At 49.3% G+C, this 16,596-nt stretch carries 11 protein-coding genes; 6 read left to right on the plus strand and 5 right to left on the minus strand.

All coding sequences use genetic code 11. The annotated features are described in order from the left end of the window. Positions 1-180: 180 nt before the first annotated feature. The 3 genes from holA to leuS are packed head-to-tail and all read right to left on the minus strand — an operon-like array spanning position 181 to position 4,330. Positions 181-1,185, minus strand: coding sequence for a DNA polymerase III subunit delta (holA, locus tag MK185_13470; GenBank protein MCH2041634.1), 1,005 nt, complete (start codon positions 1,183-1,185; stop codon positions 181-183). Then, entirely contained in the window at positions 1,182-1,703 is a 522-nt protein-coding gene (gene lptE / locus MK185_13475; GenBank protein ID MCH2041635.1) for an LPS assembly lipoprotein LptE, read from the minus strand. The genes holA and lptE overlap by 4 nt, the downstream gene beginning before the upstream one ends. A gap of 53 nt (positions 1,704-1,756) precedes the next feature. Beyond that, entirely contained in the window at positions 1,757-4,330 is a 2,574-nt protein-coding gene (gene leuS, locus MK185_13480) for a leucine--tRNA ligase (GenBank protein MCH2041636.1), read from the minus strand. 335 nt (positions 4,331-4,665) lie between these two features. Between leuS and MK185_13485 the strand changes: the two genes are divergently transcribed. The 5 genes from MK185_13485 (at position 4,666) to MK185_13505 (ending at position 12,605) form a co-directional block, all read left to right on the plus strand. After that, positions 4,666-5,298, plus strand: coding sequence for a c-type cytochrome (locus MK185_13485; GenBank protein MCH2041637.1), 633 nt, complete (start codon positions 4,666-4,668; stop codon positions 5,296-5,298). A 123-nt stretch (positions 5,299-5,421) separates the two neighbouring features. Next, positions 5,422-9,105: a hydantoinase B/oxoprolinase family protein gene (locus MK185_13490; GenBank protein MCH2041638.1), complete on the plus strand. Its 3,684-nt coding sequence runs from the start codon at positions 5,422-5,424 to the stop codon at positions 9,103-9,105. 64 nt (positions 9,106-9,169) lie between these two features. Beyond that, positions 9,170-9,490 (plus strand): Grx4 family monothiol glutaredoxin, encoded by a 321-nt coding sequence (gene grxD, locus MK185_13495; GenBank protein ID MCH2041639.1) that lies wholly within the window; start codon positions 9,170-9,172, stop codon positions 9,488-9,490. Positions 9,491-9,860: 370 nt separating this feature from the next. Next, positions 9,861-11,351, plus strand: a complete 1,491-nt coding sequence (locus tag MK185_13500) for a DUF4856 domain-containing protein (GenBank protein ID MCH2041640.1) — start codon at positions 9,861-9,863, stop codon at positions 11,349-11,351. Between the two features lie 93 nt (positions 11,352-11,444). Next, on the plus strand, positions 11,445-12,605 hold the full coding sequence (locus MK185_13505) for a hypothetical protein (GenBank protein ID MCH2041641.1): 1,161 nt from the start codon (positions 11,445-11,447) through the stop codon (positions 12,603-12,605). An 87-nt stretch (positions 12,606-12,692) separates the two neighbouring features. On the opposite strand, the gene MK185_13510 is transcribed toward MK185_13505, so the two are convergent. Together MK185_13510 and MK185_13515 are read right to left on the minus strand one after the other, a co-directional pair. Beyond that, positions 12,693-13,871, minus strand: a complete 1,179-nt coding sequence (locus tag MK185_13510; protein MCH2041642.1) for a DUF1513 domain-containing protein — start codon at positions 13,869-13,871, stop codon at positions 12,693-12,695. Between the two features lie 7 nt (positions 13,872-13,878). Further along, positions 13,879-14,793: a sterol desaturase family protein gene (locus tag MK185_13515; GenBank protein ID MCH2041643.1), complete on the minus strand. Its 915-nt coding sequence runs from the start codon at positions 14,791-14,793 to the stop codon at positions 13,879-13,881. A 125-nt stretch (positions 14,794-14,918) separates the two neighbouring features. Here MK185_13515 and MK185_13520 point away from each other — a divergent pair. Then, the coding region (locus tag MK185_13520; protein ID MCH2041644.1) for a TonB-dependent receptor plug domain-containing protein at positions 14,919-16,596 on the plus strand (1,678 nt) is incomplete at its 3' end.

Below are 16,596 nucleotides of genomic sequence, written 5' to 3' on the forward strand. Positions count from 1 at the left end.
AGTTTTTCTCTACATACTAATCGAAGTTGACAAATTTTCTACACCCATTGCCGACCTTTATCAATAACTGACGTAAATTGTCACTTTATTGTCGTTTTGGCCGGAATTGTGCTCCTGATACGGGCTGAAGTATGTCGTGAAATTCCATTAACTACTGTGCGCTTGTCATGCTTTTGGACGTTAACCAGTAGGCAGTTTTACACTTGTTAACAGCAACGTTAACTCACTTAACAGTAACCAGGCATCGTTACCGTTTCCTTTCACCGCATTATCAACGGCTTCTGCTTGCTGCAGTGCCCGGTGGAGATCGTGTTTGGTGAGGTTTTGCAGTGCCTTCTTGAAAGGAGGCTGCTGTTTAGGCCAGATGTTATTTTTCTTAAAGGCTTCGCTCAATTGTTGTCCGGAATGATTGGATAAAGAAATCAGCTGGCGAATCTTTCTTGTTAATGCACCCAGAATCATAATTGGTTCAACGCCCTCACCTTTGAGGTGTGCCAGGATACGACTCGCTTCGGCTTGCTTACCCAATAAACAGGCATCTGCCAAACCGAATGCGTCGTAGCGTGAGCTGTCACCAATAGCCTCGTTGATCATGTCTTCATTGATGGTCTGAGTACCCAGCAGCCGCAGCTTCTCAATTTCCTGCACTGCAGCCAGAAGGTTGCCTTCGGTTTGCTGTGCCAGGGCCCCAATGGCTGCCGGTTCGGCTTGTAAACCAGCAATCTGAAGACGTCGTTTCAACCAACCGGGGTACTGATTGCGGTCGATCGGCCATACCGGTAAAAACACGCCGGCTTTTTCAACCGCTTTGAACCAGGCGCTGCGTTGTGCTGCAGCATCCATACGCGGACAGATAATCAGCAGCAGATTATCTGGGTTGGGCTGCTTGCTCAGGTCGGTTAGGGCAGCCCCTTTATCCGACGGCTTACCGTTTGCAATCCGTACTTCGAGAATACGACGGCTGGCAAACAGTGACATGGCGTTGGCTTCTTCGCGCAGGCCATTCCAGTCAAAGCCTGCTTCAGCATGAAACAGTTCGCGATCCTCAATACCAGCTTTACGAGCGGCGGCACGAATGTCGTCACAGGCTTCCATCACCAGCAGAGGCTCATCACCGGAAACCAGATAACAGGGCGCCAGACCTTTTTGCAATGTTGCTGTCAGTTGGTCCTGACGAATCTTCATGGTTGAACTGCTTCTGCCGCCGGACGTGGAATAAAGGCATCTGCCTGTGCTCTCTGCAAGCGACGCATCAGCTTACGAACCATGTCTTTTTCCAGCTCTTTTATTTGAGAGGACTCTTCCGATGCGGTACCAACAACGTTATTAATGTCATTGGTTAAACGACGCCGGGATTTGATCTGAATGGGGAGTTCACTGTTGCGTTCGACGTGTAATAAGCGGGCGCTCAAACGGCCATTAAGCTCGTATTCGGCGACCTGACCGGAGCTGGTCACCGATAGCGTACGTTTGTCAATTTCGACGGGATCAACTTGCAGTATGGCGGGAGCATCGCCAGCCATATCGGTCAGCAGGACGTTATTAAACTCCAGCTGAAGCTTCAGCTGTTGATTAAAACGGCTACTGGCCTGACTCTGCAGGAAAAGAATGCGATATTCCTTAGGGAGTGGTGTTACACCACGGAGATGCCAACCACAGGCGGTGAGCATTGAAAGCATTAAGGTCCAGATAATTAAACGCATTCTTCTTCCCAATCGAATTAGAGCCCGTGAAAGGCATCCTTTATTCAGACGACTCAGTTCGCAACAATATTAACCAGCTTGCCGGGTACCACAATCACCTTACGCACGGCTTTGCCGTCAATCTGCTTTTGTATTGCAGCATCTGCCATTGCCATCTCTTCAAGATCATCTTTAGAAGCGCTGGCTGGTGCATCGAGCTTGGCACGAACCTTACCGTTCACCTGCACAACCAGCACGATGCTCTCTTTTACCAGAGCGCTTTCGTCCACTTCTGGCCATTCTGCATCCAGCACTAAACCGTCATTACCAAAGGCTGTCCACAGTTCCTGAGCGATGTGTGGCGCCATCGGGCTTAACATACGGACCACTGCATTCAGGCCTTCTGATACCACGCTACGGCCACCTGCACTTGCCAGATCGAGCTTCTGCAACGTATTCATCAGCTCCATAATGGCGGCGATACCGGTATTAAAAGAATAACGACGACCAATATCATCGCTGACTTTCTGAATGGTTTCGTGCACTTTACGGCGCGCGTCTTTTTCCGTTTTATCCAGCTGATCCGCGGCAACGATTGAGCGATCTTCCTGCTGCAGCAACTCAAAGCTTAAACGCCATACACGCTGCAGGAATTTTTGCGCTCCCTGAACACCAGAGTCTGACCATTCCAGAGTTTGCTCCGGAGGCGCTGCGAACATGGTGTATAGACGCACAGTATCGGCACCATAAACATTGATGGCTTCCTGTGGGTCGACACCGTTGTTCTTCGACTTCGACATCTTGATCATGCCTTCGTGTTTCAGCTCCTGACCGTTCCACACCGCTTTTGTCAGGCGGCCTTTGTCGTCGCGTTCTACTTCAACGTCTTGCGGTGCAACGTATTCTTTGCCGCCTTTCTCGTTCGGGTAGCTGAAGGCATCTGCCAGCACCATCCCCTGACATAACAGACTGGAAAATGGCTCATCCCCTTTCACCAGACCAACGTCACGCATCAGTTTGTGGAAGAAGCGGGCGTACAATAAATGAAGGATAGCGTGCTCGATACCACCAATATACTGGTCAACCGGTAGCCAGTAGTCGGCTTCTGTCGGATCAACCATCTGAGTGTCGTCCCACGGTGAGCAATAACGGGCGTAATACCACGAAGATTCCATAAAGGTATCGAAGGTATCGGTTTCACGGAACGCAGTTTCACCCTCGAATTCGATGTTTTCGAAATCCGGGTTGTTTTTAATCGGACTGGTGACACCATCCATGACCACGTCGGTTGGCAGTTCAACCGGCAACATATCGGCAGGAGTGGGTACTTGCTCACCGTCGGCTTTCGTGATCATCGGAACCGGAGTGCCCCAGTAACGCTGACGGCTAACGCCCCAGTCGCGCAGACGGTAGTTGGTCTTAACTTCACCTTTACCGGCATCGGACAGCCACTTGGCGATGGCATCAAAAGCCGCATCGAATTCCAGGCCATCAAATTCAGCGGAATTAATCAGCGTTCCTTTTTCCGTAAAGGCTGCGGCCGACAAATCAAAATCTTCCGGTGTTTCAATGACCTGATTAATTTCCAGACCGTATTTCTGAGCGAACTCGAAGTCGCGCTGGTCGTGTGCCGGAACCGCCATGACGGCGCCTGAACCATAATCCATCAACACAAAGTTAGCGACCCAGATCGGCACTTCTTTGCCGGTAACCGGATGGATAGCGATAAGACCCGTGTCCTGGCCTTTTTTCTCCATCGTCGCGATATCAGCTTCTGCGGTACCGGATTGATTACATTCTTCCAGAAATGCACTCAGCTCAGGGTTGTTCTCTGCTGCTTCTTTCGCCAATGGATGGCCTGCGGCGACAGCAACATAACTGACGCCCATCAGGGTATCCGGGCGAGTGGTGTAGACTTCCAGTGTTTCTGCGCGGTCTTTAATACCGAACTGCAGCTCTACGCCCTGGCTTTTGCCAATCCAGTTGCGCTGCATGGCTTTTACCTGATCTGGCCAGCCTTCCAGCTGGTCCAGATCGTTCAATAATTCTTCTGCATAATCGGTGATGCGGATGAACCACTGCGGAATCTCTTTTTTCTCAACCGGCGCACCGGAGCGCCAGCCCATACCATCGATAACCTGCTCATTTGCCAGCACCGTCTGATCAACCGGGTCCCAGTTGACGGTGGACATTTTTTTATAGACCAGGCCTTTTTCGTGCAGCTTGGTAAAGAACCACTGTTCCCAGCGATAATATTCCGGCTTACAGGTTGCCAGTTCGCGGTTCCAATCGTAGCCGAGGCCCAGCGATTTCAGCTGGCCTTTCATATACGCGATGTTTTCGTCGGTCCACTTACCCGGTGCGGTATTGTTTTTGATCGCTGCGTTTTCTGCTGGCAGACCAAACGCGTCCCAGCCCATTGGCTGCATCACGTTTTTCCCCTGCATACGCTCGTATCGTGAGATCACATCACCAATGGTGTAATTACGTACGTGACCCATATGCAGACGGCCACTTGGATAAGGGAACATCGACAGGCAATAAAACTTTTCTTTATTGGCATCGACGACGGCTTTAAAAACCTGTTGTTCTTCCCATTGGCTCTGAATCGAGGCTTCAATGGTTTTTGGCTGATATGTCTCTTGCATCATGGCGTCACTATAAAGTCTTACCTGTGCCGGATGATGGCGACAGGTATTGAGTCAACAGAAGAAATAAGAAAGCGCGAAAGTGTACCCGAAAGCCGAGTCTGTTCACACTCACGATTATGGCTATGGCGCTAATAATAAGGCCGGGTAGCGACGAAAGTAGTCCAGCATCAGGGTTATACAGTGATGCAAGCAGTGGTGACGATTTACTGAGTAATACTTGATACAGATCATGAGGCGATCATCTTTTAGCGCAATGATGGTGTTTGCCTCTTGGCCAGAGACAGCGGGATGCGTATTTTCGCCGGTCACACGTAAGCTATGAAAATTGTTGTATGAAGTATTTGCTCCGTATCCTGTTGTTGAGTTCTGGTTGGATTGTGCTGGCGTCTGTTGCTGAGACCGCCGAAAACATGTTGGTTGAAATGACCGTCATCCAGAACAATACCGCATTGATGCAGGCAGCCATGGAAGACGGACGTGAACGTGGTCAACTGTGTTTTCATTGTCACGGTGAAGATGGTAACTCCAGGCGTGATTACATCCCCAACCTGGCCAGTCAGAATGCTCTGTACTTATTCACCCAGTTTGAGCACTTTGCCGATGGCACCCGCAAAGACTACGTGATGAGTAAACTGGCAGGGCACTTAAACAAAGATGACCGTATTGCGATTGCCGTGTATTTCTCTCAGAGTCGGGTGCGCAAGCGCTCGCAACCGGTTGATGCAAGCGTGAAAGGCGAGCAGTTATATCGGTCGATGTGTTTCGCCTGTCATGGCCATGAAGGACATGGTAATCAACAATACCCGCGTATTGCCGGTCAGCCCTATGAGTATCTGGAGTCGACCCTGCTGAAGTTCCTGCATAAAGACTCTGAGCGGAAAAACTCGCCAATGTCGGCGGTAATCCAGAGCCTGAATGAAAAGCAGCTGAAAGAAGTCGCAGCCTATGTCGCCCATATGGAATAACCGACTGCCGATCTGATGTCAGCGATCAGAGGGAGGTCCGGTTCCGATTCGGTTCTGGGCCTTTTTTGTATTCTGATAGAATGCCCACGTTTTTTCTTGCTGGCAGAATACAGGCGTCTTTTTATGACTGATACCACATCCCATCACTGGCAATTCTGGGTCGATCGCGGTGGTACGTTTACCGATATTGTTGCGCGTCGTCCGGATGGTGAGTTACTCAGCCGAAAGCTACTGTCGGAAAATCCAAGACATTATCAGGACGCCGCCGTTGAGGGTATTCGCCGCATTCGTGCGGAATTTCCTCAGTTTGCGCAAGACGGCAGCGGGCAGATCGAATCGGTAAAGATGGGCACCACGGTTGCGACCAATGCACTGCTGGAGCGTAAGGGTGAAGATACTTGTTTGTTGATTAGCCATGGCCTGCGCGACCAGCTGGAAATCGGTTACCAGACCCGTCCGGATATTTTTGCTATCAACATCGCTCAGCCGGACTTGCTGTATAAAAGTGTGTACGAGGCGCCAGAGCGGGTGTTGGCTGATGGCACCGTTGACATTCCGTTGGACCCTGAAGGAATCCAGGTGATCCTGCGAGAAGCCAGAGAAAGTGGCTTCACCTCCTTAGCCGTGGTGTTTATGCACGCCTACAAATACCCACAGCACGAATTAATGGTGGGTGAAATCGCCCGGGAAATGGGGTTTACCCAGATATCGTTATCTCACAAAGTCAGTCCATTGATAAAACTGGTGCCGCGCGGCGATACCACGGTTGCGGATGCATATCTGTCGCCGGTATTAAAACGCTATGTGCAGCAGGTTAAAGCCGGTTTACCGCGGACAATCGATGGCAAATCTGTCGACTTACAGTTCATGCAATCGAACGGTGGGCTAACCGACGCCGATGTTTTCAACGGTAAAGATGCCATCTTATCCGGCCCGGCCGGAGGCGTGGTGGGCATGGTTCGCACCGCAGAGCAGGATGGTTTTAACCACATCATTGGTTTCGACATGGGTGGCACTTCCACCGATGTCAGTCACTATGCAGGTGATTTGGAGCGTGAAACTGAAACTCAGGTAACCGGTATTCGTTTGCGGGTTCCTATGATGAATATTCATACGGTCGCCGCCGGTGGTGGTTCAATTGTGAAGTTTGCCGATGGCCGTTTTCAGGTTGGGCCAGAATCCGCCGGTGCTTATCCAGGGCCAGCCTGTTATCGCAATGGCGGTCCCTTAACGGTTACCGACTGCAACGTACTGCTCGGAAAAATTCAGCCGCAACATTTTCCCCAAGTATTTGGCCGTGAGCAAAATCAGCCACTCGACAAAGATATTGTTGAGCAGAAATTTCGCCAGTTGGCCGATCAGGTGAGTGCCTACAACGGTGAACAGCAGACGCCACAACAAATTGCCGAAGGTTTCCTGACCATTGCCGTTGATAACATGGCAAATGCGGTGAAAAAGATTTCGGTACAGCGTGGTTATGATATTCAGAAATACGCATTGAACGCGTTTGGTGGTGCAGGGGCGCAGCATGCGTGTTTGGTTGCTGATGCACTGGGCATGGAGAGTGTGTATCTGCATCCGCTGGCGGGTGTGTTGTCGGCCTATGGTATTGGCCTGGCTGAGCAGCGTTGGTTGGGCGAAGAGGCGGTGGAAAAACCACTGACCGACACCGACTCGTTGCTGCAGGCCGAGCAGGCTTTTCAGCAACTATTACAACAAAGCGACATTCGCTCTGAGACATCGGCTGAAAAACGTCGGGCCTACTGTCGCTATGAAGGCTCGGATACACATCTGTTGGTGGAGTTCGCTGATGCGCCAACCATGCGCAGTCATTTCGAACAGCAGCATCAGCAGTTATTTGGTTTTATTCACAGTAACAAAGTGCTGATGTTAGATGCGGTACAACTGGAAGTGGTTAGCGGTGGTTATCAACCTGAATCGCTGAAGCCCGTTACGGTGGAGCCGCAATTACAAGAACACTGCGATTTGTATTCTGGTGGAGAGACACATCGAGTCGCCGTGTATGCTCGTGAACAGTTACCCGCAGGTTTTACGCTTCCTGGACCGGCATTGTTAACCGATGCCAACAGCACCATTGTGATTGAGCCGGCTTGGCAGCTGCAAGTGTTAACCAGCGGCGCGCTGGTTATTCGCAAAGTCACTGAGACAACTGCGGCCGCTGCCGCGTCTGAAGACAGCACGCATTATAAAGACCGTACAGAGCAAATCGTAAAAAACGATCCGGTGCGACTGGAAATCTTTAATAATATTTTTATGTCGGCAGCGGAGCAGATGGGCTTCGTATTGGAAAAAACTGCCTCCAGCGTCAATATCAAAGAGCGGCTGGACTTCTCCTGCGCCATTTTTGACCGGCATGGCGAACTGGTTGCCAACGCACCACACATACCGGTGCACTTAGGTTCCATGAGCGAGAGCATTAAGGTGGCGATAAAAGATCACCCCGACATGCAACCTGGTGATGCCTTTGTTCTCAATACTCCCTATAACGGGGGGACACATTTACCCGATGTGACGGTCGTGAAACCGGTTTTCATTGAGCAAGACCCGGTTTTTGCGGCAACCAACGAGGGCGACAATAAGCCGGACTTTTATGTCGCGGCTCGTGGTCATCATGCTGACATTGGTGGCATAACGCCCGGCTCCATGCCTGCGAACAGCCAGCATATCGAAGAAGAGGGGGTGTTGCTCGATAACCTGGTGCTGATGCGCAATGGGGAGTTTCAGACTCAAACCATTGTTGATGTTTTGGCTGCAGCGCAATATCCGGCACGCAACCCACAACAAAACATAGCGGATTTAACCGCGCAGCTGGCGGCTTGCGAAAAAGGCGCCAGCGAGTTGCAACGAGTGTGCGACGAATACGGAGCAAACACCGTGTCGGCCTACATGCAATATGTTCAGGATAATGCCGAGCAAACCTTGCGCGCTTGTCTGAGCGATTTGTCCGACGGTGAATTCTGCTATGCGATGGATGATGGTACTCAGTTCCGGGTGAGGATTGAGGTGAATCAGGCACAGCAATCCGCTGTGGTGGATTTTTCTGGTACCGGCTATCGACCAGATCAACCAATGCACCCCGGCAACTTTAATGCCCCTACTTCGGTCGTCTATGCAGCGGTGCTCTACAGTTTCCGGGCGCTGGTGGATAAACCCATGCCTCTCAACGCTGGTTTTTTTAAACCATTAACCATCAAGGTACCGGCTGAATCGATTATTGCCCCGGTTTTTCCGGCGGCAGTGGTGTCGGGCAACGTCGAGACGGCGCAGTATCTGACCGATTGTATGATGGGGGCATTGAATTTAATGGCAGGGTGCCAGGGTACCAACAACAACTTCACCTTCGGTGATGACGAGCACCAGTACTACGAAACCCTATGTGGTGGTGTTGGTGCCAGTAATAAAGGGACGGGTGCCAGCGGCGTACACAGCCATATGACCAACTCACGTTTGACCGATCCGGAAATTCTCGAACACCGCTTTCCCGTGATGTTAGAGATGTTCCATATCCGCGCCATGTCCGGCGGCGACGGTGAGTTTGACGGAGGCCACGGCGTTGAGCGCCATATTCGTTTCCTTAAGAACATGCGTGCCAATATCATCAGTGGCCATCGTGACGTGCCGACCTTTGGCCTCGACGGTGGCGGTCCGGGCCAGGTCGGCTTTAACTGTGTGAAACGACATCAGGGCCGTTTAGAGCGACTCGGCGGTTGCGCGGATGTCGAACTGGAAGCCGGCGATGTCTTTTGTATTCACACACCGGGCGGTGGTGGCTATGGCTGCTCATAATCTGAGCTTGTGATAGTATGGCCCGATTCTTACAGACTCCACTTACATTGAAGAGAGAGACCCCATGGAAATTATGGACGTCATTAAAGACCAGATCGAAAACAACGACATCCTGCTCTACATGAAAGGTTCACCCAATCAACCTCAGTGTGGCTTTTCAGCTAAAACGGTACAGGCGGTAATGGAATGCGGCCAAAAGTTTGCCTATGTTGATATTTTGTCGAATCCCGATATTCGCGCCAATCTGCCAAAATACGCAAACTGGCCAACCTTTCCGCAACTGTGGGTAAAAGGTGAGCTGGTTGGTGGTTGTGACATCATCACCGAGATGCATCAGAAGGGTGAATTAAAGCCAATGCTGGTTGAAGCTGCTCCTGCTGAGTAATTGTTTAATAAATAATTACGGAAAAAGCCGGTACGTTTGTGCCGGCTTTTTTGTTTTAAAAAAAGTTTTTATTCCAAGTTATTAAAAATCATTAAATAAACAAATTTATCAAAAGCAAATCTATATTATTCAAAAAAAAAGCCTTATTCTTTTTCGCGGTGATTGCCATTAAAACACTGTAATTGTTGGGGCTATTAACGCGAAATGACCGCTTTGCTATTCCATATAACTAATCAATTACCAGTAATAACTATTTATTCTTTAATTAAATGGGAGTAATTCTGATTTGTAGTTACTTTTTTGTTGCAGTGTTAATGAGATTTGCTAGCATTCTCGATGATTATTAACCCGCACACGAATGAGAAAGCTAATGAACACACCTAAGATTCTGGCAATTGCCGTATCCGCTGCTTTACTGGCAGCTTGTGGAAGCGATGATAACGATAATGATGACAAAAAAGTCGTTAATGCTCCGGAGACTTACACTTTCCCTAGTAAAGTCACTGCGGGTGAGTCTTCCGTTTCCTATTCCGGTCAGGTTGCCCGTAATGCTCTGATCAACGAACTAAAATCTGTGATTGGCAGCGGCGACCTTACCACCGTTGATGGTGAAATTAGTTTATCAGCTGCTGTTAAACAGAAATTGGCTCTGGTTTACGAGGGCGGAACTAATGGTGGAACGGTTAACTCAGGCGAAGCTGACTTAACTAACAGAAATGCTTACACCCTGGCAGCCGAGAAGACTCCTGTTGGCTTATCTAAGAAAACCGCTGACGCAAACTTCGAAGAAGCGGATTACACTGAAATCAGCAGCGGTAAGAATCTGGTGAGCAAGATCGCCGGTGTCGATAACGGTCTGGCCCGCGATGAATTCTTGGGTTGGAACATTGCCGCAGTGACTGTTCCTTCAAGTATTACTGGTAAGAAAGACGGTGAAGGCAACCCTCTTAATATCACCGGTGAGGATTCTAAACCACACGCTCTGGTTCAAAGCTGGTTTGACGCGGTTGCAGCCAATGCTGCAAAAGGTGACGCGCATCCTCATTCAGACTATGTCTCTGAGACAGGTCTTGACTACCAACAGCTGGTGCAAAAATTCCTGTTAGGAGCAGTTTCATTCGCTCAGGCATCTGATGATTACCTCAAAGAATCTAAAGGCCTGCTGAAAGGCAACTCTGCTGGCGATAAAGATGGCACTAAATCTTACACTCCTCTGGAGCACCAGTGGGATGAGGGTTTCGGCTACTTCGGTGCTGCGCGGGACTACAACAACTACACTGACGCTCAGTTAAAAGCTCAGAAAGATAACGACACTAACGGTGATAACGTTATTGATCTGGATTCTGAATACACGTTCTCAATGGCGCAATACGCCAATAAGCGTGACGCTGGTATTACAGGTGCTGATTACAGCAAAACCATCATGGATAACTTCCTGAAAGGTCGTCAGATTATCCAGGATAACTTTGGCACAGATCCTGTGCAGGGTGAAGGCTACCATGCGGAACTAACGGCAGTAGCTAAAACCATTGTTATGCAGTGGGAAGAAATTCTCGCCGCGAATGTTATTCATTACATCAACGATACTTTGGACGATATGGCCAATATCGGTGATGCAGAGAAGTATAGCTTTAGTGCTCATGCGAAACACTGGAGTGAAATGAAAGGTTTTGCTTTGTCTTTGCAGTTTAACCCGGCAGCAACTTCCGCTATGACTTTGCAAAATCTGAAAGATCTCAACAATTACATTGGTCAAGCGCCTAAGCTGACTAACGATGCCGATTACCGTAAGCAGCTTGAAGATGCCCGTACATTACTGAAAACCACCTTTAAGTTCGAAGGTGATGTAACTACGTGGTAAGTTGTTGCTAGTTCTGCGTTACCCTAAGGCTGCCTCTTATGCGGGGGCGGCCTTTTGCGTTCTTATTTCAGTGGATTTTAAAGGTATGTTCCGATGAAAATTCAAGCTTTATCTGTGTTAGCTGCCTCAACGCTTTTAACCGCGTGTGGTGGTTCTTCCTCCTCATCAAGCAGTGTAGGTGGCAACAATGGATTGTGTGCCGAATTAGCATCTAGCGCTTCCAGTTGTTCTGCATTACTGGTCACTGCCCAGGCACAACAAGCTGACCGTATTCAGGCGTTTGAGACGGCAGCAAAATCACTGGATCAGCATACCACCGCGTTTTGTAGCGCTATTGGTCAGGCGGGTGAAAGTGCTGCATTGGCGTTGGCTAAAACCAGTCTTGCCTCAGCAGCATCTGCCTGGCAAGCGTTGGAAGTGATGCAATTTGGTCCGGTGACGGAAACTGCCCGCAACAACTTTTACAGCTGGCCTTTGAGCGTTGGTAAAGGTGGACAAATTGATAATGAAATCGCACTGGTTGCTAACGGTGGAAATTTTAGTCCAACACCGAGCAAGCGTGGTTTAACAGCGGTTGAGTACGTTCTGTACAACAATCCTACAGACGCAAGTCGCTGTGATTACGCACAAAAAGTGACTGAGCGGATGGTATCTGAGGCGGAAGCGTTGACAACAGCGTCAGCGGCTTACAAACCTTCTCAGAGCTCGAATCAGCAAGCTGAAGTACAAAGTGTATTCGATGCCTTGTTCTACCTGGATACCAAAACCAAGTCCGACAAGATTCAAGAGGATATTTTACCGGAAGGTCAGAACGATTCGTTTGACGCTGATAAGCTGGAATACGCATACGCCGACCTTAACCGTGCTGCGGTTGCTGCTAATTTGAAAAGTGGCTTGGCCATCTTTACCGGTGACAACGGTGTTGGTTTCGAAGAATTACTGGTTGCTTCCAATCAGGCGGCATTAGCCAGTCAGATGAAAGCGGCATTGCAGCTGGCCATCGATGCATCAAAAAGTGGCGAGTTTTCGCAGGACTGGCGTGCGATATTAACGGACGCTAACAGCAACGATAAAAGCTCAAATGTATCGGCGTGTCTGAACATGACTGCAACCACAACCGCAGCTAACAGCAATATTGAAAAGCTGTGCTCGTTACCCAAGAAAATTCAGCCGTTTACTGCGGATCTGAAAAATTCAATGTCGATTGCATTAAGTCTGAGTGTTCCAGGTGGTGCTGCGGCTGATGGTGATTAATCAGAGTTTCTGATTAATTCTGAATAATAAAAAAGCCGGGTTTAAATTTTAAACCCGGCTTTTTTATTAGTTGCTTGAGAGTGAAGATTAAGTATTAGACAGCCGCAGCACACGACTGTGTAAATGGTTCTCCCACCAGAAATTCGATTTTATGGCAGCGGTGATTTTTGTCAGCTCTTGATTAGTTGCTTGCCAGTGCCACAATTCTCCAGCTCCGGCTGAAATCCAGCCTTCACTGTCACCCAATACGATTCCTTTGCTGAACTCCAGTGTTTGAACACCCGGCTTGATTGCTTGTTGCGGTTGCCAGTGGCTTAACAGGTGACCTCTGGGGTTGGAAATTAAGGCCGCACCCGCGTATGCAGACGATTTCGGAAAGGCTCTCAGGCTGGCGGTGTAGCCTTTCATATCCCAATAATAATGCTCATTTTCTGGTTGCAATAACTGCAACTGAGATTCACCGTCGCGGGCAAGTGCTACCGTGGCAGGGCGATCATCCTGTTTCTGGTACTGGCAGCCCACTAACACAGAGCCATCGGGCATCTGGGTCAGATGACGCGCGCTGAGTGCCTGAATCGGACTTTTCCAGCGCTGCTTGATGGCGCCTGTAGGAATATCAATCTGAACCAGCTCCGATTTCATCGTGCTAATATTCAGCGGGTCCCGGCCACTGTTCGGGTGAGTTAATACGCCGGTGTTGGCAATGTAAAGTTGGTCACCATCAATGATTAGTTCATGTGGGCCAATGCCATCCGTAGCAATGATGCGCTTCAGCGTCAGGTCAGCAGCATGAATTTCCAAAACGTAGCCGGTTTTTTCGACATAATGGCTGGCAGTCGAATATATAAAGCGTCCATCGGCTGAGAATACACTGTGCCCTTCATAATGCATGTTTTCTGGTGGCATCAAATGAGCTAATAACTCGCCCGAGGTGCTGTATTTTTTTAATGGTGCATCCGGCTCACGTGAATTCACCAATACCGCAGGCGATGCGTGGTGTGGAAACAGATCGGCCATGTGGACTCGGTCATCTACGGTGATATCACTGATCAAATTCCCCTCGGTATCACTGATTAATACACCGAATATAGACTGCGTCGCGTGGTCACGATAACCCGATACCAACAGTCGCTGTGATGTTGTATTAACTGTTGCGCTTCTTTCCGATTCGGTTCGGGCGGAATATATGCCACCACACAAAGATACAGAGGCAGATAATCCCAGTGCTGAGGTTTGAATAAATTGGCGTCGATTGATTTTTTGCATAGTGTGATCAGCGCTTCAGCAATAATTGTTTGATCAGGGGCATATGCCGATTTGGCAGAGGTAGGTCGTGCTCACCACTGTGCCAGCTGTTGAACAGGTAATCCCATATTGCCAATACCGACCCATAGTTATAATGGATACCACCCACACCATGATGAAGCTGGTGCTGTGCCGGACTGATGAACAGCACTTCCAGTTTGCCATACCTCAATGGGATATTAGAATGCCGCAGGTTGGCACCGGCCATATTAAATATCCAGATAAAACCACCGACTCCGAAAATTTGCCAAAGTTCCGGCGTTTTTCCGATGACAGAAAAATAGCCGCCGCTTAGTACTCCGTAAACTGTCACCATTCTTATCTGATAGAGAAACTGTTCTATCGGATGCAATCGCAGCAAAGTAAAGGGGGTGAGTACTTGTGCGCTATGATGCACTCGGTGTATGCGCCATAACCAACGACTGTGAAGCAGGCGGTGCAGGCCGTAACGTGAGGCGTCATCCACTAAGAATAAAATAATTGCGTAAATAGAAATTAAAATGACGGGGCTCATTTCCGCTACGCTGTTTTCCCCCAGTTGCGTAACGGGGAAAACGGTACTGAAAAAGGCGTTACTGCTAATCGCAATCTGAATAATCAGAAAAACGTTACTTATACCCAGAAATGAAAACAACAGTGCATTGAAAACAATTAACGCATATTCCTGGCGGGTCGATGTGTTCCACCAATAAGACAATGTAAACCAGGATTTCAGGTAATGCTTGCGGCTTGCCCAGGAGGTTGTTGTCCATAACAGAACAATCAAAGCCGCAGAAAGCCAATAACCCCAGAATGTTCTGCTTTCTGGAGCTAACAGCAAAGAAGACAGTGATTGCCACCAATCGCTCAGCAAAAGCGGCAGGCCAGCAGATATTTCAGACACAGCCAATTCACGGTGTTAAATCAAAGTCTGAATGATAACCCATCTCTTGCACCTTTAATATTGAAACTCATTTATGGTTAAATGCCGGGTCGATAATTTTTTATGTAGTTCCTGCGGAGCATGCTGTGCGTAAACTGTTGCTGAACCCTTCTGCTGTATCTGATTCTGATCGTTCTGGAGTAGCTCCACTAGCACTCGCCATTACCCTTGCTGGGGCCTCTGCTGCAGCACTCGCCGAAGATAATATGGAGCTTGATAATGTTTATATTACTGGTGGTGAGGAGTTGGTGCGCACGCAGCCAGGGTCAGCAACATTAATTGATGACGTGGCGCTGGAACAGTTCGAATACACCGATATCAACCGTATTCTGAATGCCGTACCGGGCGTTAATCTGCAGGAAGAAGACGGTTACGGTCTACGCCCCAATATTGGATTGCGTGGCACGTCACCGGAGCGCAGTAAGAAGATCACTTTGATGGAAGACGGCGTCTTGGCTGGTCCTGCGCCGTATTCTGCGCCAGCGGCCTACTATTTCCCGAATGTCTCGCGCATGAGTGCGGTGGAGGTCTTTAAGGGCCCATCCACGATTCAATATGGCCCGGCAACCGTGGGTGGTGCGGTTAACCTAGTAAGCCGCCCGATTCCTTTCAGTCGTTCCGGTGAGCTGGACTTGCAATACGGCAGCGATAACTTCCAGCGTTATGAGGCTTGGTACGGTGGCGAAAGTGATGGACTGGGCTTCCTGATCGAAGGTTTGCGCGTGAGTGCCGATGGCTTTAAAGACCTGGATGGCGGTGCCAATGGTCGTGGTGAAGACAGTACCGGATTCGTGCGTAACGATTTCAATACCAAATTCAGTTGGGAAATCCTGGGTAACTACAGTCATCGGTTTCAGCTAAAACTGGGTTACGCTGATGAAATATCGGATGAAACCTACCTGGGCCTGAGCCGCGCGGACTTCGACAAAAATCCCAATCGCCGTTACCGCGCCAGTAGCCTGGACAAGATGGAATGGGACCACAACACCATCCACTTAAACCATCTGTTCACACTGCCGAACGACTCGACCATTTCCACCGATGTTTATCGCCATACGTTTAGCCGCGACTGGTTCAAAGTGAACAAGTTTGGTGACGGAACCACCTTGCAGGAAGTGCTTCAGGACCCGCAGGATAAACAAGACTACTTCAACGTCATTAAGGGGGAGCAGGCGTCGACTAACTCCAGTGACCAGCTGCTGATTGGCAGTAATGATCGTTCTTATGTCTCGCAGGGCGTTCAGTCCCGTTACAACGCGATGTTTAACCAAGGCGGCTTAGTTCACAATCTGGAACTGGGTGTGCGCTATCACGTCGACAGTGTTGAGCGTGAGCACACTGAACAAAACTACGATATGACAGCCACGGGTGAGTTACGTGCTGTCGCGGGTACCTTTACCACCACCACGCTCAACGAAGCTGAAGCTAAGGCCTGGGCGCTGCATATAAAAGATGACATCGAAATTGATAACACCACCGTGACTGTCGGGGTGCGCCACGAAAACATCACTTCCAGCAAAACCAACTTCCGCCTAGATACCGGTGTTAAACAGAGTAAACAGGAAATGGATCAGTCGGTTACTCTGCCGGGAATCGGTGTGTATTCTCAGCTGAGTGAGGAATTGGGTGTGCTGGCGGGGGTCTATCGTGGGTTTACCGCTGCAACACCGGGTGGTTCGGGTGATGTGAAGCCGGAAGAAAGCACCAATTATGAGATTGGTGGTCGTTACTCAGGTGTGGGTCAGGCAGAAGTGATTGCCTTCT

Source organism: Saccharospirillaceae bacterium, assembly GCA_022448365.1.
Classification (GTDB): domain Bacteria; phylum Pseudomonadota; class Gammaproteobacteria; order Pseudomonadales; family Oceanobacteraceae; genus Bacterioplanoides.